Origin of the sequence: Labrenzia sp. THAF191a (assembly GCF_009363335.1) — a bacterium.
GTDB classification, from domain to species: Bacteria; Pseudomonadota; Alphaproteobacteria; order Rhizobiales; family Stappiaceae; genus Roseibium; species Roseibium algicola.
The window spans coordinates 4,280,090-4,301,182 of sequence record NZ_CP045333.1 but is presented as its reverse complement, the minus strand read 5'-3'; the positions used below and the strand labels follow the sequence as shown (position 1 = coordinate 4,301,182).

Sequence of the window (21,093 nt, the reverse complement as noted above, 5' to 3'; positions counted from 1 at the left end):
TAAATAAAAAATCACGGACATTACCAATAAACTGAGAGAAAAATTTATTAAAATGCCGGGGACCGCGTTTTTCCGCAATCCTTAATAAGATGTAACACTGATATATACAAAAATCGCCGCCAGACAAGGCGGCAATTTCGTATTTATACTAGAGATGTGGAAAATGGTTTACGTATCGGCAGCTAAAGCCTGAGCCAGGTCTGCGAAGGGATCGGAGGGAGCCAGCTGGTCTGCGCGCTGTCTCAGCGCTTCGTAAATCTTGGGCACAAGTCTGCAGGCCTTTTCCAGTTTTTCGTCGCCCGCAGTCTGGAAACCGCCCATCAGGCGGAGATCCTTCGTATCTTCATAGTAGGATATCAGCCCCTTGATCCGATGGATAAGTTCCTGCTGATCCTGTGTCCAGGCCCGGTCGGCAAGCCGCGAGGTGGATTTCAATACGCTGACTGGCGGATAGTGGCCGGCCTCGGCAATCTGACGATCCAGAACGATGTGTCCGTCCAGAAGGCCACGAATGGCATCGGAAACCGGATCGTTGTGGTCGTCACCGTCAACGAGAACGGAAAAGATCCCTGTGATTGAGCCCTCGCCGCTGCTTCCGGGTCCGGCGCGTTCGATGAGGCGGGCAAGATCAGCAAAGACGCTTGGCGGAAACCCGCGGGCGACAGGAGGTTCCCCAGCCGCCAGAGCCACATCCCGTGCAGCATGGGCAAATCGGGTGGCGGAATCCAGAATGAGCAGCACCTTGTGACCTTGCGCACGAAAGTACTCGGCAACGCTCATGGCCGTCTTGGGCGCAAGCCGGCGCTGCATGGCGCTTTCATCGCCAGTCGAGGCGACAACAACGGAATGCGCCAAGGTCTCGCCCAGGATGTCATCAATGAACTCGCGCACTTCGCGGCCGCGTTCGCCAACGAGACCGACTACTACCGTGTCAAAGTCCCCAAACCCGGCCAGCATGCCGAGAAGTGTGGACTTGCCAACGCCGGACCCCGCAAAAACGCCGACACGCTGACCGACGCACAGTGGCGTGAAGAGATCGATCACCCGCACACCGGTTCGAACGCCTTCGGAAATCTTGCTTCGGTTCATCGCCGGCGGTGGTGCGCGGTCAAGAAGAAACGCTTCCACACCATGGGCAAGCGGCCCTGCCCCATCGATCGGTTCGCCGAGCGCATTCACGATCCGGCCGCGCCAGCTCATGTCCGGATGAATGGCAAGTCCGCCCATGACCGAAGCAACGCTGCCGATGCCAATGTCGGTCACGCGCTCCAATGGCTTGATTACCACGTCCTTCTGGTCCAGCCGGATGATTTCGCCCTGCCGGATGCCAGCTCGCCCCTCGAACTGCACCAGGTCGCCCAGGCAAACCACGCGGGAAAGACCGGAGACGCGAATGGATTCGGAAGAAACCTGGGTCACACGTCCGCTGAGTTTCACGGGCCCGATCTCAGTTTCCAGGGCCGCCAAAGACGCGGAGATTTGATCAAGTGCGTTCAGATACGGAGCGTTCGGCATGGCGTTCCTGAAGAGCTTTCAAGACATCGAGAGGCAGATGGTTGGATTTGTGCGAAGCGAGACGGTCAAGCCCCTGCTGGTCAGGCATTACCGGCCCCGATGGCGTGGCGCTGTCCGGCATGTCGAGATAGGAAACGGATGAGGCATTACCCGAAAAAGACTTGTCGGGTGATGTCATTGTTTCCCCATCCGGCCCGGGAGCAGCACCAGTGCTGTTGATGAGATCGACAAGAGCGGTAGGCGGAGCGTCCTTGCGACCAGCCGATGCCACGGTTTCACCAAGTACGGCTGTGGCAGCAGCCTTATCGGCTTCGGATGCGGTTGGCTCAACAACAGGCTTGCGCACCGGCACAGGAACATCGCTTGCTGGCGCAGATTCGCCGACAGGAGCCGCTTCCGCAACTTCGACGGGCTGTGCCGTGACATTTTCTTGACTGCTGTTCAGGCGATCGCCGACTTCGTTATAGGCGAGCATGGCTCCCAGCCCGACCGGCCCGCCGAGTGCGAAGCCGTATAGAGCATTGCCGGCCTTGCGGGCGTTGTCGGAAATCTCGTCGTTCGTTACCGATCGATAGAGTTCCGCAATCCCCGGAATATGCTGCAAGGGATTGATCACGTCGATGAAGTCACCGAAGCTGAAGGCAGATTTTTCAGCCTTGGGCGAAACCCCGGGCCGCGTTGCCTTGACGGGCGAACCATCCATGACAGCATTGAGGTCCATCGGCTTGCCCACCGCCTGTGTTGCATCCACCGCCGTCATGAGGTTGCCCCCAGTTCGCGAATGGCCTTCTCCTGACTTTCATTACTGGTATCGATCATCTTCGTCGCGCTCTCAAAGGCGCGCGAGATCATGATCATCTTGGTCATTTCCCGGACGGGATTGATATTCGAGCCTTCGACATATCCCTGGCGAACACCGTTTGTGTCATAGGTCTGCACGGGAATAACCGGCTTGTCGGGAATGACCGCCGAGTTTTCAGCACGCGTGAGCTGGGCATCGTCGGGGATCAGGAACAAACCGACCTGGCCGACAATTCCAACGTCGCCCTGGGAAATCTCGCCCGACTGCGTGATCAAGGGTGTCCCGGCATCCGGATCGAGTGCAATCGGCTGCCCGCCTGCTCCCAGGATCTGTTGTCCGGTCAAGGTACGCAAGGTTCCGTCATTGCCGATCTGCAAGCGCCCGTCCCGGGTATAGGACAGGTTGCCGTTTACATCGCGAATTGCAAACCAGGCTTCGCCTTCCACTGCGAGATCAAGGGGATTGTCGGTCTTGTTCAGACTGCCGTACTGCCGGGAAATGTATTTCTCGCCACCGGTGGAGAAACTGACCTTGTCCTGCGCTGCCTTTGAGACGAGCTCTGCGAACTTGACCTCGTCTGCCCGGTAGCCGGCTGTGTTCATGTTGGCAACGTTTCTGGCAACCGTTTCCAGCCGGTTCGAAAGTGCAACCTGCGCAGATAGCGCAACATAAAGTGCGGATTCCATGGATCAAAAGCCTCCGAGGCGGAAATTCTGGATGCTTGCCAACAGTCCCTCGCCCATCTGGATAACCCCTCGGCCGTTGCCATAAAGAGCAAGTGTTGGCGACATGTTGCCGGACGGGCCGTTGGAAAGGTCATAGAGAGCCGAGAACCGGTTGAGGAATTTCGCCAGGTAGTCCGCATCTCCGAACTTGCTGAAATCCAGACGTTCTTCCAGGTAGGCTGCCTGCTTGTCGATGTCGGTCATCGCAAATTCTTGCGGCAGGCCAAGGGAAGTATAAACAGCCTCGGCAAGTGCGCGGTCGGCCAGAACATCGTACGCGTTGGTGATATCGGGCGCACGGCGTTCGAAGTAGAGTGCCAGACGGACACCCTGGTTTTGTTCACCCTCGCGCACTTCCAGTGTCTGCCGATGATACTTCTGTACAATCGCGTCCTGCGTCCGGGCAAAAGAAGTCGTCGTTTCGCCATACCGCTTGAAATTGAAGGTTTCAGCAAAATTCTTGTACTTGGTATCGGCCAGCTGATTGGCGAAAGCGCCACGTTCGTCCGTGCCTTCTTCCAGCACTTTCCGAATGAACGCCTTCGCGTAGATCATGTCCTCCAGACCCATGGCAGTCATCGCGTAGTTGAAGATGCGATCATCAGCCAGGAATTCGTCGATGGACTTAATATTGCGGATGTTCTCGCGATAGTACTCGGTCTGACGTTCGACCATAGGGTCCGCGGCGACCGTCTTCAGCGAGCGTTCCATATTGGTTCTGACCAGTTGAACCTGGCTCAATGTATTGATCATGGATCTATCCCCATTGCGGGCCCATGGCGGGCAGGCTTTCGGGGAACACTCACTCGCAAACCTTACGCCAGGCTGACGGCCCGGAGATGATTTTCAAAAGGCTTTCACGCGTCAGCTTCAGGCAAGTCTCGGCCGCTAGCGTCCTCCCAATCAGAGTTGCAATCCACACCAGTTGGGAGCTGTTAGGTGACTATTCTTATCGGCCTGATCATAGCAGGCGCGTCCCTTATAGGCGGCTTTGCCGCACTCGGAGGCAAGGTCTCCGTCCTCTGGCAGCCGTGGGAGCTCGTCATTATTCTTGGCGTCGCTATCGGTGCTTTTGTCGTTGCCAATCCAATGAAGGTAATCAGGGGAACCCTGGTTGCCGTGTCGGATGCGCTGCGCAACGCAGTTCCCAACAAGCGGGAATATCTCGACGTTCTGGCACTTCTCTACGGCCTGATGCGTGAGTTGCGCGCCAAGGGGCGTAACCAGGTCGAGCCGCACATCGAAGACCCGAATACTTCTCCGATTTTCCAGAAGTATCCGTCGGTCCTGCGCAATGCCAGCCTGACAACCTTCATCTGCGACTATTTCCGGCTGATCATCGTGGGAAATGCCCGTGCTCACGAAATCGAAGCGCTGGTCGACGAAGAACTTCACACGATCCACCGCGACCAGATGAAGCCGTACCATGCCATGAGCAGCATCGCTGATGCATTGCCTGCCATCGGCATCATCGCGGCCGTGCTCGGTGTCATCAAGGCGATGGGCGCAATCGACCAGTCTCCTCAGCTGCTGGGCAGCCTGATTGGTGCGGCACTCGTGGGCACGTTTGTCGGCATCTTCTTCTCGTACTCGCTGTTCGGCCCGATCGCCTCCAAGATCCGAAACGTCCGCGAGTCCCGCCTTCGTACCTACATCGTCGTCAAGCAGACCCTGCTTGCCTTCATGAACGGCGCCGATCCGCAGATCGCCCTGGAACATGGCCGCAAGACCATTTCCGACTACGACCGTCCAACCATCGACGAAGTTGAAAACGAGACGATGAGTGCCGGTGGCGCTGGTGCCGACAACGTCCAGGACCTGCAGGGAGCCGCCTAAGCCATGATCGAAGCAGCGACCGCAAGCTCCAATGCTTCCAGCTCCGAACGCGCGATGATCGCCGACAGACTGCTGGATGCCGCCGGAATTTCCGTTGACCGCCTGCCGATGCTTCCGGTGGTGTTCGACCGCATGGCCCGCCTGATGGCCGACGCCATGCGCCAGAAGTCCCCCTCACCGTCCTACATCTCGGTGAGCTACGTTGAAAACAACCGCATCGGCGACGTACTCGACGAGTTCGAATCCAATGCTCTGGTGGCCGTGCTTTATTCTCCGGAATGGGATGCCCGTGTACTCGTCGGCTTCGACCGGGACTTCATCTTCACACTGGTGGATGTCCTCTTCGGTGCTGACGGGACCGAGCCTCCCATCGACGACGAGCGCCCCTTCTCGAACATCGAAACGCGGATCGCGCGCACCATGTTCGAGGTAGCTGCCAAGGCACTGGCCGAAAGCTTTGCCCCGATTGCCGAAACAACGCTGAAGATCGAGCGCATTGAAAGCCGCATGGACTTTGCGGTGGTCGGCCGGCGGAACAACCCGGCCGTGGTGGCTCGCCTGCTGCAACAGGCAATCGGGCGCGGCGGCGAAGTGTTCATCGTCATGCCGCACTCGACACTCAACCCGCTGCGGCAGCGCCTTTCCCAGGTTCTGTCCGGCGAGATGTCGAGCCGCGACAAACAGTGGACCCAGCATTTCCACAACGAGATCCAGCGCACCGAAGTCAAGCTGGAAGCCATTCTCGAAGAACGTGAAATGTCGCTCGGCGACCTCGCAAACCTCCGGGTCGGACAGGTCATCGAACTTCAGGCGACAGCCCGCTCTCCGGTCACACTCGCCTGCAACGACCAGCCCGTCTTCACCTGCCAGCTTGGACAGTTGAACGGATCCTACACGTTGCAGATCGATGAGCTCATCCATGAGGAAGAAAAGGATCTGTTCGATGATCTCCGCAATCGTTGATGGCGTTCTCCTGCTCGCGCTGGTCGCGACCACGGTCCGGATGCTTTCCATGCACCGGGAGCTGCGCCGACTGGGCAGCTACCATGATGACTACCAGCGTATCTTCGATCAGACCGCCCTCGCGCTCGACGGCATCGAGGTCTCGATCCAGGAGATCAACGTCAAGGGTGCCCAGATCCTCAATGCGCTCGGCAACCGGATGGACGATGCGCGGGAGCTGATCGCGGAAATCGACGGTCTGACCCGTGAGGCAAAGCGCCAGCAGTCCGTGTTGCGCGCGGAGCTGAAGGAGCTTTCCAAGGCAACCGCCGTCCTGCATGACCCGAAACGCTTTGCGCCTGTTCGCGACGACATCGACATCTTCGCCGAAGACACGGCAGGCGAGCAGGCAGCTGGCGTTGCCGGTTCCGCTCAGTCCGGCGGGCGCAAGGAAACGACCATTCATCGCGGCCAGGTCCATCAACAGGCGCCGACACGCGTCCACCGTATCGACAATTCGCTGCAAAGCCCGTTCCGCACGGTCTCCATGAACCAGAAGGATAAGATGTAATGTCCGAAACAATCATCGATCACATCGACGCTGAAAAAGGCCCGAAAACCCGCCCGGCCGATGCCGCGAGTTTCGCCAAGGTGGAATCGCCGGAAAAGAACCAGAATGGCGATACCATCGGCGACGACCGAAATCTCGACACCATCCTCGGCATTCCCGTCAACATCCAGGTGGTTCTCGGATCTGCGACCATGCTGGTTTCCAACCTGCTGAAACTCGGTCGCGGCGCAGTTATTCCACTCAATCATCGTGTCGGCGAACCGATCGACATCGTGGTCAACGGCCGCGTCATCGCCCGCGGAGAAGTCGTGGTCGTGGAAGACGACAACTCGCGCTTCGGCGTTTCGCTGACGGAGATCATCAGCGCCCAGGCCGGCGGTCTGGACATCTGAGGTCGGATTTTTCCGGCCTCACCTTCTCCGGTTTGCCCAAGGCTGTTTCCTTAGGATTGAAGTGACAAAATGATGAATTCCGCCAACGCTGCCGCAGCAACCGCTGCAAACCTGGCCAAGCCGCCTGCGCCGCCTGCCCGCCGAATGAACGGTACACAACGCGTAGCCGCTCTGCTGCTGTCGCTGGGCAAGACGAGTTCGCAGAAACTGCTCCGGCATTTCGATCAGGAAGAAATCCGGATGATCACCGTCTCCGCGGCTCAGCTCGGCACGGTGGCATCGGAAGAGCTTGACCGGTTGGCCGAAGAATTCATCGAGCAGTTCTCCCATGGCACGACGCTTTATGGTTCGGCCAACGAAGTGGAGAAAATGCTGGAAGGTGTCCTGCCGGACGATCAGCTTGCAGACATCATGTCGGACGTGCTTGGTAACTCCAACCGGTCCATCTGGGACCGGTTGACCACGGTTTCCGAAACGGTGTTCGCAAACTATCTCCTGAAGGAACACCCGCAAACCGCAGCGCTGATCCTGACAAAGATAAAGCCGAGTGCAGCAGCAAAGGTTCTCGGCCAGATCAATAACCAGACGCGCAACTCTCTTGTCCGGCGCATGCTGTCGATCAAGGCGGTTGTGCCGGAAATCATGCGCGACGTCGAAAAGACCATGCATGAGGATTTCATGCTCAACCTGTCGGGCACCCTGGAAGCAGATTCCCATGCTCGCATGGCGGACATTCTCAACAAGATGGACCGCGAGCACATGGAAGACGCTCTGGAGAACCTGAACGAGGTGAAACCGAAAACCGCAGAACTTCTGAAAGGTCTGCTCTTCACCTTCGACGACATCACCAATCTCAACGCCCGGACCCGCATGGCGATTTTCGATCAGATCCCGACGGACCGGATCGTGCTGGCCCTGAAGGGAACCAATGCCCAGTTCCGGGAAGTGATCCTGTCATCGCTGACATCCCGCGCACGTCGTATCGCCGAACACGAACTTGCTGCCGGCGAACCGGCCGCTCAGCGCGACGTTCTGGATGCCCGCAGTGCGATCACCAACCTCGCGCTGGAAATGGCATCGCGTGGTGAAATCGAGCTGAATCCGAAGCAGGACGAAGGCGCATTCTTTGCGTGATCGTCTTTGCAAGCGGTTCGACGTGATCTGAGCCTGAACACCGGGTGGCTGGATGTCGGAAGAAGACAAGGATTCAAAAACAGAGGAACCGACCGAGAAAAAGATCAGCGATGCCATAGAAAAGGGCAACACCCCGGTCTCACGGGAAGCCCCCGTTCTGGCAACATTTATCGCGACACTCTTGATCGGCAGTTTCGTTGTTACATCGGCATCGAGTCAGCTCGTGCAAACGCTGACGCATCTTCTGGACCTTTCGGGAGGAGTGGATCTTGGAAACAGCGCCGACGCATTGTTGCTCACCCATGCGGTGTCGATCGAGGTCATGGTCTTCCTCGCCCCGATTGTCGCACTGCTTGCCGTGTCCGGTCTTGCGTCCGCCTTTTTGCAGAACACGCCCAGCATCGTTTTTCACCGCATCAAGCCGGATGCCTCCAAGCTCTCGCTGGCGAAGGGCTGGAGCCGCATATTCGGAGCCCAGGGCCTTGTGGAGTTCCTCAAGGCAGTCTTCAAGTTCTCCACGGTCAGTGCCATCGTCTATGGCCAGTTCCGGGCGAATGAAGCGGAACTGATCAACGCCATGTTCACAGATCCAAGCGCACTTCCCGAAGCGATCCTTCAGATATCGATGAAGCTGATCGCCGGCGTCTGCATCGTTACCATTCTACTGGTTACAGTCGACATTCTCTGGTCGCGCTCACACTGGCGCAAGAACCTGCGCATGAGCAAGCAGGAGATCAAGGACGAGCACAAGCAGATGGAAGGCGACCCGATCGTCAAGGCCCGGCAACGCTCGCTCGCACGCGACCGGGCACGAAACCGCATGATGTCAGCCGTGCCGCAAGCAACCCTCATTGTTGCCAATCCGACACACTTCGCTGTTGCCTTGCGTTACGACGGGGACCAAAACCCTGCCCCGGTTGTTGTAGCTAAAGGACAGGATCTGATTGCGCTGAAGATCAGGGAGATCGCCGAGGCGAACAATATTCCCGTGATCGAGGACCGGCAACTTGCACGGTCCCTCTACGCCGCTACAGAAGTTGAAAGGATGATCCCGCCGGAATTCTACAGAGCAGTTGCGGAAATCATTTGCTACGTGTACTCACGCCAGACCAAAACTGCTGTATAATTTAATGTATTTGGAGGTCCGGGGAATGCACGATATGCCTGAAGGCAACGGCACGAAACCGTCGCCACTGGAATGCGACCGGCAGCGCCAGGAAGCAATTGCCTCTGCTCTGACCGATTTTATCGAAGATCTGAAACTGGTCGATGTGGTCGACTTTGTTGCCTATATCCGAACAGACCAGCACGGCAATATCGACGAATTGATCAAGACATCGGCCGAGCTCTTCTTCAAGGAAGGCTCCTTGCGCTATTCCATGGCCGCACAGGCAGATGTCGAGTGGGAAACCACCCCGCGCATTTCCCTGGATCTCGAATTTTTCAACAAGGGTGTCTGGATCTATTTTACCGCTGTCCTCGCCTGGCCGGACAATGCAGTCAACGTTTCCTATGTCGAAGTTCCTGACGCCGGTGGTAACAAGACAAAAGAAACGGAACTGCTGCTTGAGGCCTTGAAGGACGCCCGGTTGCGGTAGTTCGGTCTCAGGCATCCCAAATCATTTCCGGTTGGTCAGGCAGCTCGTTCGCACAGATACGAGCGACGTGCCGGCCTGCAATTTCGCCTGATACAGCGGCAACTTACCGAAATTCGCCAACGTGCTTCAATTCTGCCAGCCTAACACCATATGCTGTTAGGCCTGTCGCGCGTTTCGGGTCTTACGGACCTGGAAACTACCTGCAACTGAAACCAGAGAAACGGCGCGTATGAAAAAAATCCAGATCCCGGAGGATCCCGCCCACATGGTGACTGCAATCGTCGCCTATGCCGGGATTGCCAAACGTCTGCACGTGGAGCTCTCAAATCGGCCGATGGGTACAGAAGTGGATCTGGAAGCCATCAAGGCTGACTTGATTGCCGAAGCAAAAAGAGCGGTGCCTCATGGAGATTTCGCCAAAGACGAAATCGGTGTCTACAAGACCATCTTCCAGGCTATCGACACGATTTTCGATGCTGATGGCTGAAATCGGCATTCACTAAATGGCGCGAAACAAACGCCGCGAATTTATATTGACCTGCTAACGCTCCAATTCACTCTCCCAGAAGTGTCGACAAGCGCTCCATGATTTCGTGCAGGCTTTTTCCGGTTAGCAGCATTTCTCTCGCCTGCTCACAGTCTTCAACATCGGAATAAAGCAGGATTTCAACCGCGTTTTCCAAAACCTGGATATCATCGGAAGTCAGATCGATTGAGCCACGACTGCTCGATACCGTTATCGTCTTCATGGGCCTATCCTCCAAACCGCGCCAGGCAAAGTAGCGCACTCGGCGCTCGGTCTATTGCGTAGGTTTTCCAAACAGTCCTGTTCCATCAAGCACAAAACAGGCCGCGGTGAGGATCAAAAAAAAGCGCCCAGCCGAAACTGAGCGCCAATTGCCTGGGAGGCGGCAGAAGAAGTTTTTCAGTACAAGATCAGGATCAGCGGCTAGTGCGTGATCACATCTTCCTTGTCGAAATAGTTGAATTCCTCCACCAGGACGTCGTGCACCACGGGCCGGCCGAGACGCGCGTTGGTGGTTTTCTTGAGACGTTCGGTGAAAGCCTCCAGGTCGTAACGTTCCAGGCTACGGAAATCGAGGGTTTCGTCCGAATAGAGTACCCGGAAGGCTTCATCCACCAGGAAAGGGTGTGGCGGCACAGGCAGGCGGCGCAATGTATCGCCATCCGCTGTGAAGACCATCTTGATCACCACATATCCCTGCAGCGTGCCATCAAACAGGATCGGCACGTTGACCGGGTTCACGGTCTCATAATCCAGCCCCACAAACGCCGGCTCATCGTCGCCGACCCTTTTCTGGGCTGCCAGATACTGCGTGGTGCCGTAACCGGACGCCAGCATGGTGGCAGACATCCAGAGGCCGGCAACGAGGGTCTTGATCATCGAGCCCTCTCCGGAAACGGTGCCTGATACGTGCCGTCGGATTCATAGTCGATCATGGTTCTGGACATCATGCCGACAACTTCCGTCACCGCATTCATGTGCAGTTGCAACAGGCCGACATTCTCGTCGAGCACTTCCTTGAATTCGGCGATGTCTTCGCGCAACTCCTCGGAATAGAACGCCGGCGGCACGAGTGTCCGGGCCCTGGACAGGTCAAGCAAAGCCTGGCTCTTGCCGTATTCGAAGATCTTCAGGTCCGCTGTCGGGTTTGCACGAAGCGCCCGGGTTTCCTCGCGCACAGCGCCGATTGCTCGGCGAACGGCGACCACCAGCGGCATGGACCGCACCGGATCGGGGGTGAATTCCTGAAGTGCGAGATCGGTCACGGCAACGTCCTGAAAGTCAACATCGTTGGCAGCGTCCATCAGGCTTTAACTCCCTTTTCAAGCGTATCTGAAATCAGGCCGGCAATACCGACACCGCCACTGGCGGCAAGCTGGTTTGCGACCTGTTCGGCAAGCATCGATTTCCAGATTTCCCCGGCGGTTCCGGACCCGAAGACCGCTTCGGAGTCATCCGGAAGCATTGTTTCGACGAACTGGCTGAGGATCATCGCCTCGAATTTCTCCGCAGGAGATTTTTGGGACGGTCCTTCGTAATTGGCGGTTCGAAAACTGCCTTCAGTGGCTCCTGCCCGGTTCGTCGCACCGGCATAGGCAAGTGCAAAGCCATCTCCCGAACCACCAGCGGAAATGGACCTGAGACGGTTCGTGGCGTCGGCAAGGTTCACCGGATCGGCAGCCTTGGACACATCCAGGATCAGATCTGAAGGAGGCGAAATCGCCATGCTGGGCTCCTCGAAAAACATAAGGTGCAAACAAGGCCCGGCAGGCGACAGGGCAAGGCAAGCAATACACTTGAACCGAACCTTGTTTGCATCCTCAGGAATAGCCTGCGCAGCTTGCGGGAGGCTTGCGTCTTCTTACTGGACCGCGACGAATATGCCCCGTTCACGCCAAGTGGCTTTCACCCGTATCTGCGGTCGAGCAGATCCATCAGGTCCCGTTCTTCTTCAGCACGCTGTTCCTCCCCACGCATCCTGGCGAGACGTTCAGCCATGAGTTTCAGCATCAACCGCTGGCGATCATATTCGGAGTTCACCTTTGCGCGCGCTTCGCTGAGCCGTGACATCTCCTCGATGATACGTCTCAGCCGCTCGGCAGCGTTGGCGATAAACCTGTCGTGCTGTGCCAGATCGCCATTCGAAAGGGCCAGCAGAATGCGTCTTTCCTTTTCGTTCAGCTGATAGACCTGAGCGTCAAGCTTCTGAAGTAGCCAGGATGAAAACAGGAATATCTGCTTCTGCATCCGGAACAAACGTTCAATATCCTGACTTTTTCTTGCCATGGAACAGGAACCTTTCACGGTCAGGATTGCCTAACCTATCTGGAGCCAAGTGAAGTAGCCGTCGAGGAAGATCATGATGGCCTCCGCGATGACGAGATAAAGAAAGTAGAGACCACCCGCGATCACGAACGGCATGGAGATGAAGTAGACCGGGATCTGCGGTGTCAGCTTGTTGACGAGGCCGACGGCAAAGTTCACAACGACCGTGTAGACGATGAACGGGCTGCACACCCGCAATGCCAGGATGAAGGTCCGGCCCAATTGCTCGGCAAACTGCTCAAGGCTTGTCACGGCCGCCAGCGGCTGCCCGACCGGGATCGCTTCATAGGAGGCTGCCAGCCCGCGCAGAATTTCCCAGTGCTGGTTGGTGATGAACACCATCGCCGTTGCCGTCACCGTGAAAAGGTTTGCGACAGGCGGCAGGGAATCCACGCCATCGATCGGCATGCCTGGCATGTTCGACAGGCCGATTGCCATGGACACCAACGTCGTCAAAGTCTCCAGAGCCGCCAGAAAGATGCGTCCCAGAAAACCGATGAAGGCTCCGGTCAGCAACTCTGCCCCGATGAAGCCGGCAACAGTGCCGAGCTGCTCATCCGGCAAGGACGCCTGTACGCCTGGCGCCAACAGAGGCGACAAGGCCAACGCGACGGAAAGCGCGATGAACAGGCGAACATGCACAGGCACACGGTTGCTGCCGAACCCCGGGATCACCATCAGGCAGGCTCCTATCCGGCAGAACAACAGGAAGACCGCCAGAAGCAGCGACGAGCTGAAGGTGCTGAAAAAGAGACCGCCGGAAATCACGAGACGCTTCCAAGCGCTGAAACATCCACTCCGCGTGCGATTTCAAGATGCGACAGCACCGGCAAGGTCGGGAACATGCGCTCCACGATCATGCGTACATATGGCCGGGCATCAGGTGCCGCTACCACCGCGAAGCGGCTGCCGTCCTTCATGTGTTTCTTGACGGCGTCGGACATCTGCGTGCCGAATTCCTCCACCAGTTGCGGCTCGATGTCGAACTCGATGACGTCGCCCTTCCCGTCCCGTTTCAGGGCATTGTGGAAGGCTAGATCCCATCGGTTTCCGAGACGCAGCACTTTCAGAGAGCCGCCTTCTGCAAGGTCGCCGCAAATCTGCTGGGCGATGCGCATTCGAACGTGCTCCACCACCTGCTCCGATCTGCGGACGTGTGGAACGATCTCGGCAACGGCTTCCAGGATCAGGTTGAGATTCCGGATCGAAACCCGTTCCGCCAATAGAAGCTTGAGCACCGCTTGCAGTCCGGAGAAAGACGTGTGCGCCGGACAGATATCGTCGAGAAGCTTCTGGTACTCCGGGTCCAGCCTGTCGAACAGCTTGCGCATATCCTTGTAGGACAAGAGCTGCGGCAGGTTGTTGCGGATCACTTCGCTCAAATGCGTGAGGATGACCGTGATGTTTTCGGCCGGCGTCATGCCGCGGCGCTTGAGTTCGTCCTTGTACGCAGGCGGCACCCAGTAGGCTGGCATCCCGAATGCAGGCTCACGCGTCTGGTCAGCCGGTACCGGCAGTGCCTCGTCATTGTTCGGAATGACCAGCAGTTCACCCACTTTCAGATGCTGCGAGGCGATGATGGTGCCGTGGATCTTGATCTGGTAGCTCTTCGGATCAAGCGTCAGACTGTCGGTAACCCGAATGTCGGGCACGACAAAACCATACTGCTCGGCAAACTTCCGGCGCATCTTCGCAACGCGGCGAGACAGTTCACCGGTTCGCGTCAGCAGTTCGGCGGAGAGCTGCTTGCCAAGAACCAGTTCGACCTCAGCCGACTTTAGCGTTTCCTTGACGGAGTCCTTTTCCTCAAGCTTTGCCTGTTCCTCCGCTGCGCGTTTCTTGTCGTCCTCGACCTTTTTCGCCGCTGCCAAGCGCCGCGGAATGGCATAACCGATAAAGCCCATCAGCATCGCCAGCAGCAGGAACGGCAACATGGGCAGGCCCGGCATCAACGCGAAGATGGCCATCAGGATCGCTGCCACGAACAGGGCACGCGGATAGCCGCCAAGCTGGCCGAGAACAGCCTTGTCGGTCGACCCCCTGGTGCCGCCCTTGGACACCAGCAGACCAGCCGCCAGTGAAACGATCAGCGCCGGGATCTGAGAGACGAGGCCATCGCCGACGGAGAGCTTGGTGAAAACGTCTGCCGCGTTGGAAACCGTCATGTCATAGCGGGTCACGCCAATGACGATGCCGCCAAGGATGTTCACAGCCGTAATGATAAGGCCGGCAATCGCGTCGCCGCGAACGAATTTGGAGGCACCGTCCATCGCGCCGAAAAAGGAGCTTTCCTCTTCCAGTTCCTTGCGCCGACGCTGTGCTTCCTTGTCATCGATAAGTCCTGCGGAAAGATCCGCATCGATCGCCATCTGCTTGCCCGGGATCGCGTCCAGAGTGAAGCGTGCGCCGACTTCCGCAATACGGGTTGCGCCCTTGGTGATGACCATGAAGTTGACGATGACCAGGATCGCAAAAACAATCAGACCGATGACAAAGTCACCGCTCATCACGAATTGCGAAAAGCCGTTGATCACATAGCCTGCCGCATTCAGCCCTTCGTGGCCGTTGGCAAGGATCATGCGCGTTGTCGAGATATTGAGCGACAGCCGCAGCATGGTGGCGATCAGCAAGATCGTCGGGAAAGACGAGAAATCGAGCGGACGCTGGATCCAGAGCGAAACCATCAGGATCAAGACCGACAGCGCGATCGACATGGCCAGGCCGATATCGATCAGGAATGTCGGTATTGGCAGAAAAAGAACGGCCAGGATTAGGACGATGCCTATGGCAAAGCCGACGTCGCGGCGGCTGTCCGGCGCATTGCCGGCAGCCGGCGAAAGGGAGGTGTCTGTCATGCCTTCTCTCTGCTGCAGGTCTGATACCTGGCAACCTCGCCCGTGAAGCTTGCGCGAGGCTTTTTTGAAGAAGGATTTCAGGAGGGAAGTTCGGGAAAGGTTGAGTGCTCTGACCGACGATGGTCACTCCACGCTCCGAAGGGAGCCGCGGTCGCACTTGAAGCAAATCGTGGTTCAAGGAGAAATGGATACTAGAAACGCATCTACCTTGTCATCCCGGCAAAGGCCTGGATCCATTGGCTACATACGCCAAGGTGAAATGTTTCGCCGACAACGCAAAGTACCTGATCCCGGCTTACAGCTTTCGATGCAAATCAGGACGACAAATAAATTCAGGACCACGACTGCACCTGAAACCAAGCAAGCGCAATGCTGCAGACCGTCGCTAGAACCCCGTTTCGATCCGATTGTAGATCAGGGTCGTCAACGAGTAGATCTGGCCGCCGATGAAAGGTCCGGCGACCACGATCATGACCAGAATCGCCACGATCTTCGGAATGAAGGTAAGGGTGATTTCCTGAACCTGGGTCAAGGCCTGCAGCAACGCAATTCCGATACCGACAATCATCGCCGGTACGATCGCTGGGGCAGATCCGACGAGGATCGTCCAGATTGCAGTCCGGACCAGGTCCAGGGCATCAACTTCATTCATGTCATTCCATCCGCTCAGGAAATGGTTACACCCGGTCCAAGCAGAACACCCTGACCGTTGTCGAGCGCGAGCACGGTGCCGTCGGAATAGACTTCAACCTTTTCCACGACACCCGTCGTGCCGTTGGCGTCGGTCACGGTCCGCCCGATCAGATCATCTACCTGACCGAACGAAAGGTTGGTCAGAAGCGTTTCCAGCTTGGCGTTGGTCTGAATAGACTGCTCAACTTGGCTGAAGCTTGCGAGCTGCGCGAGCTGTTCGGACGCGTCCATGGGATTGGTCGGATCCTGGTTCTGCATCTGAGCCATCATCAGATGCAGGAACGTGTCGTAGTCGACAGTCAGCTGCTTCTGCGCGGATGCAGTCGAGGCAGCACCCTGGGTGGCGCTGACGCCTTCAACACTGGTCATCTAATCACTCCTTAAACAACGGCCAGCCGGGGGCCGTACTGAAAATTTTCTCTTGGCGCCGGCCGGGGCGCGGTCTGCCGGGTCTCCTGCGCGCGCCGGTTCTTTTCAGCCAGCATCAGGCTTGCCTCCAGCGGATAGAGCGCACGCACAACCTTCATTGCCTCGAACCACCGATCCGTTTTTGCCAGCTCCTCGACCTTGTCGAGATGCATCAGCACCTCCTTGTTCGAGAACGCCGACTTCACGGAACCAAGCACGAGATGGAACATGTCCTGAACCGCACCAGCGGCTGCCGGATCGATGATCATGGTCTGGAGAATGAAGTAGAGCTGGCGAAGCGGCGTCGTCGCCTCTTCTGGCTGAAGCACATGGGCTTCCAGCAGGAATACGGCATCATTCAGCAGTTCGATGTTGGTTTTCCGTTCGGCCCGGATCACCGCACCGTTGATGAACAGGCGTTCGCCCGCTTTCAAACCGATTTTCATGAGTTTAACCGTCCAGGCTGTCACGGATGATGGAATTGATCTGGATGATGTCGGAGAAATCCTCCTGCTCCCACTGGCGCAAGGATTCGACCTCTTTCAGGACCCAGATGCCGACAGAGATCAGATTGGCTCTCGTTTCGATCGGCAATTCGTTGGCGTCGTCCGCCAGGTGTTCCAGGAAGTAGCTCCACAGGCGCCGTGTGTAGAACAGCGCGTCGACGGCTTCGGGAGACTTGACGCCGCGCTCCTGGGCGACGTTGAGCTTGCCGATAACGATCGACATTGCCTCATGTTCGTTGAGCCGCTGGTCAGAGCAAAGATCGTCCATAACCTCAGCGTAAGACAGATTGTACATGGGCCCTCTCAAGGTTGGGTTTGATACGAAAAATCAGACATTCGGCCACGATCACAGGTAGTTGAGAATGCTCAGACCCTGCATGCGGGCCGTGACCGCATAGGTGGTCTCAAGCTGTGTCAGAGCCGTGTTGAGACGCACCGACGTTTCCTCCAGATTGACGTTTTCAAGGTCGTTGATGCGCCGGTTCAGGATGTCGGTTTGAACCTTCAACCGTTCACTCGCCAGCTTGACCTGCTCCTGCACATTGCCGAGCTTGCCCATCTGGCTGGTGACATCGGCAATACCAGTGCCGAGCTTCTCGATCGCCTTGTTGACCACGACCTTCCAGGTTTCGGGATCAAGGTCCTCGTTACCGAGGTCGGACATCATCGTGTAGGCCGCGGCCAGGTCTCTGAAGGCCTGCTCGTTTGCGCTGACGGAACTGGAAACCGTTTCACTCGCCGAAATGCGGCTGACCATCACGTTGCTGGACGCACTCGACCAGGACGTGCCCCAGGCCGGGTTCTGGAACATCGTCTCGAAGGCACCGTTCAGATAAGTGGACATTGCCGCAGGTGTGATGCCTGAAACGCCCGGGTTGGATTGCGCCATCCCGAACTCGGTCATGAACGCTGCATCGGCGGCCAATTTGTTCGCAGACGTCGGATCGGAATAGTCCGCGAAGGGTTCCTGATCCGTATTGATGCCGGCAAAGACGAAATTGCCGTTGAGCTGGGTGTTCAGACGGGACGACAGAAGCTCCAGATTGCCGACGGCATCCGCCTTGACGATATCCGAACTGCCGTTGTTCTCGCGCAGGGCTACAAGGGTCGCCAGAAAGTCCTGTGCATCCGTCAGAATGTCGCCCATTGCCGCCTGGCTGACATCGAGCCGCGACGCGGTAAGCGCGTTGGTATCCATGATGCCATTGAGAAAATGAAACTCGGACCGAAGCGACACGCTTTCGCCGGTCTTTGTCCCAAGATCCAGGCCGACGTCGTATTTACGGCCGGAGGACAGCTCGATGCTGAGCTTCTGCACGAGGCTGGACTGGTTCTGGATCTGCCGACGAGACGCATCGGCGAGTGTGATCGTGGAGATATAGGTGGTTTTCATAACTGTTACCTCGCCGCAGCCAGAAGGTCTTCCAGCATGCCGTCGACGGCGCTGATGAGCCGTGTCGCTGCTGAGTAGGATCGCTCGATTTCCAGTAGCAGCGTCATTTCTTCGTCGATGTTGACGCCTGTCTTGTTGTTGAGGTTTTCAGCCGTCCGACTGAGAATGACGGTCTGCACCTCGACATTGCTCGTCATGGTCTTTCGACCGGCTTCCAGCCAGCTGACGGACGAAGCGGCAAAGCCGGACAGCGTATCGGTCGGATCGAGTTCCACGCCGCTGTCGAAAACGGTGTCCTTGTCAAAGGCGGAAACCAGTTCCTGCAAACGGTCGGAGAACCCGGCAGCGCCGGACGGGTTGTAGTTGTAGTTGGGATCGAACGGATCGGAGATGCCGCCGTCGCGCAACCTGTCCAGGTCGCCGCCCTGATCCGGATCGGCGTTGGCATTGACGACAATTTCCGCAGCAAGCCCGGTAATATGGGTGCCGGATGCAGGCACCGCCGGTGCACCGGACCAAGTAAACAGGCCAGCCTGATTCGGATTGCCGCCACCGCTCTGATCGCTTTCGGCGAAGGCTTCGATCAGACCACGCGCGATTTCGTCGAGCTGGCTCTGATAGGTTACCGCTACTTCGTCGCGCAGTTCAGCAAGTCCTTGCAGCCTGCCGGACTTGATCTCCATGAGTGCGCCCGGTCCCGCCACGGGAACGCCGTCCACCATCACGGAATTACCCGTGGTAGCAGCACCATAAACAATGGTCGGCTCGAAGGTGACCGCTCTGGCCTTGGTTTCAAACAGCGTCACGCCGCTGTCCGTGTAGACCACAATATCGCCATTGCTGCGGTTCAGCGTGGTAATGCCGATTTCCTCGGACAGCTTGAGCAGAACCTGGTCGCGGCTGTCGTGGGCATCGGTGACATCAGCCCCCGATTGCGTTCCCCGCACGATAACCGAGTTGAGATCTTCGAGTTGTTTCAACAGCGTGTTGATCTCACGCACGGAGGTCGCCATGTCCGCATCCGCATTGGTGCGCACATCCTGCACCAGTGCCGTCCCGGACTGGAGCGTCTGCACCATGTCCTTGGAGGCCTGCAGAACGTCCTGAGCCTGGATCGCGTTGCTGGGGTCGGAAGCATAGTTTTGAAGCGACAGCTTCAGCGCACCGAGCTTTGCCGCAGCGGACATGTGGTTCTGGGTATCGCCTGTGGTCTCAGCGAGACGGGTAAGGCCCGCCAGGACCGCTTCCTGGGAGGATCCAGTGGAGGTGGAGGACAGGAGCGACGAATACAGCGCGCTGTCCGTCACCCGGCCGATACCGTCGACCTTGAGGCCGCCGGCCTGACCGGTGTCGGTGTAGGTCTGGCTCAACAGAACGGATTTGCGCGAGTAGCCGGGGTCCTGAGCCCCGGCAATGTTTCGCGAAACCACGGAGGATTCTGTCTGCCTTGCGGCCAGCGCGGACTGGGCGACTTTGAGGGCTACAGACAAACTCATGACAATAACTTTCCGATTGGCGGGTGAGCCGTGTTAGCGGACCAGGTTGACGAGCTGCTCGAGCAGGTCGGAACCGGCCTTGAACACCTGGGAATTGGCCGTGTAGGTGCGCTGGGATTCGATCATCGAGGTGAGCTCGTTGCCGAGATCGACGTTGGAGTCCTCAAGACCACCAACCTTGATGCTGCCCAGGCCGCCCTCGCCCGCAAAACCGACCCGGACATCACCGGAATCGAAGGAGGTGCTGTAGACGTTGCCGGATTTGTTGGAGAGCCTGTCCGGGCTCGGTACATCCGCCAGCGGGATCTTGTAGATCGCCCGGCGGTCACCGTTGGTGTAGATGGCAAACAGAGTGCCGTCGTCAGAGAACTCGACGTTCTTCACCGCACTCGGTGCGTTCCCGTCCGCATCAACGTTGGTGACCGTGAAATCGGCATTCAGGTAGGTCGACTGATCAAGGTCCAGGTCGAAGGTACCACCGTTGGGAACCGCGATATTGATTGCGGTCGCGCTGGCACCGGTGAGATTGCCTGTGGTGACGTCGAAGGTCAGCGTCTGGGTATTCAATGCCGGAGCAGTATAGGGAAACCCGCCGCCGGGTGCGGCATCCGCCGCGTTGTAGATCGAGACTTCCCAGTCACTGTCTGCAGCCGTTTCCGTGACCTTGGAGTAATAGACGTCCAGTTTCACCTCGTTGCCGAGGTTGTCGTACACGATCATGGAAGTTTTGTGGGAATAGCTCGCGGTCGCTGCGTTGGCAGACGGCAGATCCGCCGCCGGTACAATCGCCGCGTCTTCACTCACGTTCACGCGCAGGAACGCTTCGCTGGTGGGAGTGGCTTCCAGCTGGTTCTGGGTGATGTTGATCCGCTCCAGACCACCAAGACCGTTGGCAACGGTTGTTGGCGCGGTGTTGCCCGTGATCGGATAACCCTGGAGATAATAGCCGGCCGTATTCAGGAGATAGCCATCTCCATCCGGAACGAAGTGACCGGCGCGGGTCAGAAAGCTTTCACCTGCCTCGTTGCCGACAACAAAGAAGCCGTTGCCATCCACCGCAAGATCAAGCTTCGACGTGGTGAAGCTGATGTTTCCCTGCTTGGAAACCTGGTACTGGGTGTGCGCCTCGACGCCGCCGGAGTTGAACGAGCCAGCCCCTTGCGAAACGACCAGTGAGGAAAATTCCGACTGGGCGCGTTTATAGCCAGTCGTACTCGAGTTCATAATGTTTTCGGCAACTGTGCCGAGCTTGCTCGACTGCGCGTTCATGCCGGAAACGCCGGTTCGCATAACTCCGAAAAGGCCCATGACAGGTCTCCTGTGTCCAAATCAACTGGAGACAGTCAAACCGACCTAACTTGCGCGAAGCTGTTGCG

General features: G+C 57.6%; 26 protein-coding genes. 8 read left to right on the top strand and 18 right to left on the bottom strand.

The features are described 5' to 3' along the window. Window positions 1-168 precede the first annotated feature (168 nt). Genes FIV05_RS19870 through FIV05_RS19855 form a run of 4 tightly spaced genes read right to left on the bottom strand, consistent with a single transcriptional unit; the run spans window position 169 to window position 3,795 of the window. A complete protein-coding gene (locus FIV05_RS19870; RefSeq protein WP_152510707.1) occupies window positions 169-1,515 on the bottom strand; it encodes a FliI/YscN family ATPase in 1,347 nt (448 codons plus the stop codon). Next, a complete protein-coding gene (locus FIV05_RS19865; protein WP_152510706.1) occupies window positions 1,484-2,275 on the bottom strand; it encodes a hypothetical protein in 792 nt (263 codons plus the stop codon). Before FIV05_RS19865 ends, FIV05_RS19870 begins: the two co-directional genes overlap by 32 nt. After that, on the bottom strand, window positions 2,272-3,003 hold the full coding sequence (gene flgF, locus FIV05_RS19860) for a flagellar basal-body rod protein FlgF (protein WP_022998533.1): 732 nt from the start codon (window positions 3,001-3,003) through the stop codon (window positions 2,272-2,274). The genes FIV05_RS19865 and flgF overlap by 4 nt, the downstream gene beginning before the upstream one ends. 3 nt (window positions 3,004-3,006) lie before the next feature. Continuing rightward, window positions 3,007-3,795, bottom strand: coding sequence for a DUF1217 domain-containing protein (locus FIV05_RS19855; RefSeq protein WP_022998532.1), 789 nt, complete (start codon window positions 3,793-3,795; stop codon window positions 3,007-3,009). Window positions 3,796-3,981: 186 nt separating this feature from the next. Here FIV05_RS19855 and motA point away from each other — a divergent pair, with 186 nt between their 5' ends. The 8 genes from motA to FIV05_RS19815 all read left to right on the top strand — a co-directional run bounded on the left by motA (window position 3,982) and on the right by FIV05_RS19815 (window position 10,002). Continuing rightward, window positions 3,982-4,878: a flagellar motor stator protein MotA gene (motA, locus tag FIV05_RS19850; RefSeq protein WP_022998531.1), complete on the top strand. Its 897-nt coding sequence runs from the start codon at window positions 3,982-3,984 to the stop codon at window positions 4,876-4,878. Window positions 4,879-4,881: 3 nt separating this feature from the next. Beyond that, complete coding sequence (locus tag FIV05_RS19845; RefSeq protein WP_006934597.1) at window positions 4,882-5,841, top strand: FliM/FliN family flagellar motor switch protein; 960 nt, start codon at window positions 4,882-4,884, stop codon at window positions 5,839-5,841. Beyond that, a complete protein-coding gene (locus tag FIV05_RS19840) occupies window positions 5,822-6,391 on the top strand; it encodes a hypothetical protein (RefSeq protein WP_152510705.1) in 570 nt (189 codons plus the stop codon). The genes FIV05_RS19845 and FIV05_RS19840 overlap by 20 nt, the downstream gene beginning before the upstream one ends. Then, window positions 6,391-6,783 (top strand): flagellar motor switch protein FliN, encoded by a 393-nt coding sequence (gene fliN, locus FIV05_RS19835; RefSeq protein ID WP_152510704.1) that lies wholly within the window; start codon window positions 6,391-6,393, stop codon window positions 6,781-6,783. Before FIV05_RS19840 ends, fliN begins: the two co-directional genes overlap by 1 nt. Window positions 6,784-6,852: 69 nt before the next feature. After that, window positions 6,853-7,917 (top strand): flagellar motor switch protein FliG, encoded by a 1,065-nt coding sequence (locus FIV05_RS19830; protein ID WP_022998527.1) that lies wholly within the window; start codon window positions 6,853-6,855, stop codon window positions 7,915-7,917. 52 nt (window positions 7,918-7,969) lie between these two features. Next, complete coding sequence (flhB, locus tag FIV05_RS19825) at window positions 7,970-9,043, top strand: flagellar biosynthesis protein FlhB (protein WP_152510703.1); 1,074 nt, start codon at window positions 7,970-7,972, stop codon at window positions 9,041-9,043. A 25-nt stretch (window positions 9,044-9,068) separates the two neighbouring features. Then, the gene (locus FIV05_RS19820; protein ID WP_209009718.1) at window positions 9,069-9,515 is read left to right on the top strand and encodes a hypothetical protein; all 447 of its coding nucleotides are present in this window, start codon (window positions 9,069-9,071) and stop codon (window positions 9,513-9,515) included. A 229-nt stretch (window positions 9,516-9,744) separates the two neighbouring features. Then, window positions 9,745-10,002, top strand: a complete 258-nt coding sequence (locus FIV05_RS19815) for a hypothetical protein (RefSeq protein WP_152510701.1) — start codon at window positions 9,745-9,747, stop codon at window positions 10,000-10,002. Between the two features lie 67 nt (window positions 10,003-10,069). Here the strand turns inward: FIV05_RS19815 and FIV05_RS19810 are convergent, their stop codons facing one another. The 14 genes from FIV05_RS19810 to FIV05_RS19745 all read right to left on the bottom strand — a co-directional run bounded on the left by FIV05_RS19810 (window position 10,070) and on the right by FIV05_RS19745 (window position 21,025). Continuing rightward, window positions 10,070-10,264: a hypothetical protein gene (locus FIV05_RS19810; RefSeq protein WP_152510700.1), complete on the bottom strand. Its 195-nt coding sequence runs from the start codon at window positions 10,262-10,264 to the stop codon at window positions 10,070-10,072. 200 nt (window positions 10,265-10,464) lie between these two features. Continuing rightward, window positions 10,465-10,920: a hypothetical protein gene (locus FIV05_RS19805; protein ID WP_022998522.1), complete on the bottom strand. Its 456-nt coding sequence runs from the start codon at window positions 10,918-10,920 to the stop codon at window positions 10,465-10,467. Further along, on the bottom strand, window positions 10,917-11,345 hold the full coding sequence (locus tag FIV05_RS19800) for a hypothetical protein (RefSeq protein WP_022998521.1): 429 nt from the start codon (window positions 11,343-11,345) through the stop codon (window positions 10,917-10,919). Before FIV05_RS19800 ends, FIV05_RS19805 begins: the two co-directional genes overlap by 4 nt. Then, on the bottom strand, window positions 11,345-11,767 hold the full coding sequence (locus FIV05_RS19795; RefSeq protein WP_031268441.1) for a rod-binding protein: 423 nt from the start codon (window positions 11,765-11,767) through the stop codon (window positions 11,345-11,347). Before FIV05_RS19795 ends, FIV05_RS19800 begins: the two co-directional genes overlap by 1 nt. Before the next feature lie 179 nt (window positions 11,768-11,946). After that, window positions 11,947-12,327, bottom strand: a complete 381-nt coding sequence (locus FIV05_RS19790; protein WP_055656561.1) for a hypothetical protein — start codon at window positions 12,325-12,327, stop codon at window positions 11,947-11,949. 30 nt (window positions 12,328-12,357) lie between these two features. Then, a complete protein-coding gene (gene fliR, locus FIV05_RS19785; protein WP_022998518.1) occupies window positions 12,358-13,134 on the bottom strand; it encodes a flagellar biosynthesis protein FliR in 777 nt (258 codons plus the stop codon). Next, window positions 13,131-15,221 carry a flagellar biosynthesis protein FlhA gene (flhA, locus tag FIV05_RS19780; protein ID WP_152510699.1) on the bottom strand — a complete coding sequence of 697 codons (2,091 nt, stop codon included), beginning with the start codon at window positions 15,219-15,221 and terminating at the stop codon, window positions 13,131-13,133. The genes fliR and flhA overlap by 4 nt, the downstream gene beginning before the upstream one ends. A 385-nt stretch (window positions 15,222-15,606) precedes the next feature. After that, a complete protein-coding gene (gene fliQ, locus FIV05_RS19775) occupies window positions 15,607-15,873 on the bottom strand; it encodes a flagellar biosynthesis protein FliQ (protein ID WP_022998516.1) in 267 nt (88 codons plus the stop codon). A 14-nt stretch (window positions 15,874-15,887) separates the two neighbouring features. Then, on the bottom strand, window positions 15,888-16,283 hold the full coding sequence (gene flgD / locus FIV05_RS19770; RefSeq protein WP_022998515.1) for a flagellar hook assembly protein FlgD: 396 nt from the start codon (window positions 16,281-16,283) through the stop codon (window positions 15,888-15,890). Between the two features lie 11 nt (window positions 16,284-16,294). Then, a complete protein-coding gene (flbT, locus tag FIV05_RS19765) occupies window positions 16,295-16,768 on the bottom strand; it encodes a flagellar biosynthesis repressor FlbT (RefSeq protein WP_022998514.1) in 474 nt (157 codons plus the stop codon). A gap of 4 nt (window positions 16,769-16,772) precedes the next feature. After that, complete coding sequence (gene flaF, locus FIV05_RS19760; protein WP_022998513.1) at window positions 16,773-17,123, bottom strand: flagellar biosynthesis regulator FlaF; 351 nt, start codon at window positions 17,121-17,123, stop codon at window positions 16,773-16,775. Between the two features lie 51 nt (window positions 17,124-17,174). Next, the gene (locus FIV05_RS19755) at window positions 17,175-18,221 is read right to left on the bottom strand and encodes a flagellar hook-associated family protein (protein WP_152510698.1); all 1,047 of its coding nucleotides are present in this window, start codon (window positions 18,219-18,221) and stop codon (window positions 17,175-17,177) included. A 5-nt stretch (window positions 18,222-18,226) separates the two neighbouring features. Continuing rightward, on the bottom strand, window positions 18,227-19,717 hold the full coding sequence (gene flgK, locus FIV05_RS19750; protein ID WP_152510697.1) for a flagellar hook-associated protein FlgK: 1,491 nt from the start codon (window positions 19,715-19,717) through the stop codon (window positions 18,227-18,229). A 33-nt stretch (window positions 19,718-19,750) separates the two neighbouring features. Next, on the bottom strand, window positions 19,751-21,025 hold the full coding sequence (locus tag FIV05_RS19745; RefSeq protein WP_022998510.1) for a flagellar hook protein FlgE: 1,275 nt from the start codon (window positions 21,023-21,025) through the stop codon (window positions 19,751-19,753). Window positions 21,026-21,093: the final 68 nt, after the last annotated feature.

What these genes read in the sequence shown, in the direction of transcription:
- FIV05_RS19805 (WP_022998522.1), bottom strand. Translation starts at nt 10,920, where the DNA reads ATGATCAAGACCCTCGTTGCCGGCCTCTGGATGTCTGCCACCATGCTG.
- flhB (WP_152510703.1), top strand. Translation starts at nt 7,970, where the DNA reads ATGTCGGAAGAAGACAAGGATTCAAAAACAGAGGAACCGACCGAGAAA.
- FIV05_RS19840 (WP_152510705.1), top strand. Translation starts at nt 5,822, where the DNA reads ATGATCTCCGCAATCGTTGATGGCGTTCTCCTGCTCGCGCTGGTCGCG.
- fliN (WP_152510704.1), top strand. Translation starts at nt 6,391, where the DNA reads ATGTCCGAAACAATCATCGATCACATCGACGCTGAAAAAGGCCCGAAA.
- flbT (WP_022998514.1), bottom strand. Translation starts at nt 16,768, where the DNA reads ATGAAAATCGGTTTGAAAGCGGGCGAACGCCTGTTCATCAACGGTGCG.
- FIV05_RS19755 (WP_152510698.1), bottom strand. Translation starts at nt 18,221, where the DNA reads ATGAAAACCACCTATATCTCCACGATCACACTCGCCGATGCGTCTCGT.
- fliQ (WP_022998516.1), bottom strand. Translation starts at nt 15,873, where the DNA reads ATGAATGAAGTTGATGCCCTGGACCTGGTCCGGACTGCAATCTGGACG.
- FIV05_RS19790 (WP_055656561.1), bottom strand. Translation starts at nt 12,327, where the DNA reads ATGGCAAGAAAAAGTCAGGATATTGAACGTTTGTTCCGGATGCAGAAG.
- FIV05_RS19745 (WP_022998510.1), bottom strand. Translation starts at nt 21,025, where the DNA reads ATGGGCCTTTTCGGAGTTATGCGAACCGGCGTTTCCGGCATGAACGCG.
- FIV05_RS19800 (WP_022998521.1), bottom strand. Translation starts at nt 11,345, where the DNA reads ATGGACGCTGCCAACGATGTTGACTTTCAGGACGTTGCCGTGACCGAT.
- FIV05_RS19865 (WP_152510706.1), bottom strand. Translation starts at nt 2,275, where the DNA reads ATGACGGCGGTGGATGCAACACAGGCGGTGGGCAAGCCGATGGACCTC.
- FIV05_RS19830 (WP_022998527.1), top strand. Translation starts at nt 6,853, where the DNA reads ATGATGAATTCCGCCAACGCTGCCGCAGCAACCGCTGCAAACCTGGCC.
- FIV05_RS19820 (WP_209009718.1), top strand. Translation starts at nt 9,069, where the DNA reads ATGCACGATATGCCTGAAGGCAACGGCACGAAACCGTCGCCACTGGAA.
- flgK (WP_152510697.1), bottom strand. Translation starts at nt 19,717, where the DNA reads ATGAGTTTGTCTGTAGCCCTCAAAGTCGCCCAGTCCGCGCTGGCCGCA.
- FIV05_RS19795 (WP_031268441.1), bottom strand. Translation starts at nt 11,767, where the DNA reads ATGGCGATTTCGCCTCCTTCAGATCTGATCCTGGATGTGTCCAAGGCT.
- FIV05_RS19810 (WP_152510700.1), bottom strand. Translation starts at nt 10,264, where the DNA reads ATGAAGACGATAACGGTATCGAGCAGTCGTGGCTCAATCGATCTGACT.
- flgF (WP_022998533.1), bottom strand. Translation starts at nt 3,003, where the DNA reads ATGGAATCCGCACTTTATGTTGCGCTATCTGCGCAGGTTGCACTTTCG.
- flaF (WP_022998513.1), bottom strand. Translation starts at nt 17,123, where the DNA reads ATGTACAATCTGTCTTACGCTGAGGTTATGGACGATCTTTGCTCTGAC.
- flgD (WP_022998515.1), bottom strand. Translation starts at nt 16,283, where the DNA reads ATGACCAGTGTTGAAGGCGTCAGCGCCACCCAGGGTGCTGCCTCGACT.
- FIV05_RS19815 (WP_152510701.1), top strand. Translation starts at nt 9,745, where the DNA reads ATGAAAAAAATCCAGATCCCGGAGGATCCCGCCCACATGGTGACTGCA.
- FIV05_RS19855 (WP_022998532.1), bottom strand. Translation starts at nt 3,795, where the DNA reads ATGATCAATACATTGAGCCAGGTTCAACTGGTCAGAACCAATATGGAA.
- flhA (WP_152510699.1), bottom strand. Translation starts at nt 15,221, where the DNA reads ATGACAGACACCTCCCTTTCGCCGGCTGCCGGCAATGCGCCGGACAGC.
- FIV05_RS19845 (WP_006934597.1), top strand. Translation starts at nt 4,882, where the DNA reads ATGATCGAAGCAGCGACCGCAAGCTCCAATGCTTCCAGCTCCGAACGC.
- FIV05_RS19870 (WP_152510707.1), bottom strand. Translation starts at nt 1,515, where the DNA reads ATGCCGAACGCTCCGTATCTGAACGCACTTGATCAAATCTCCGCGTCT.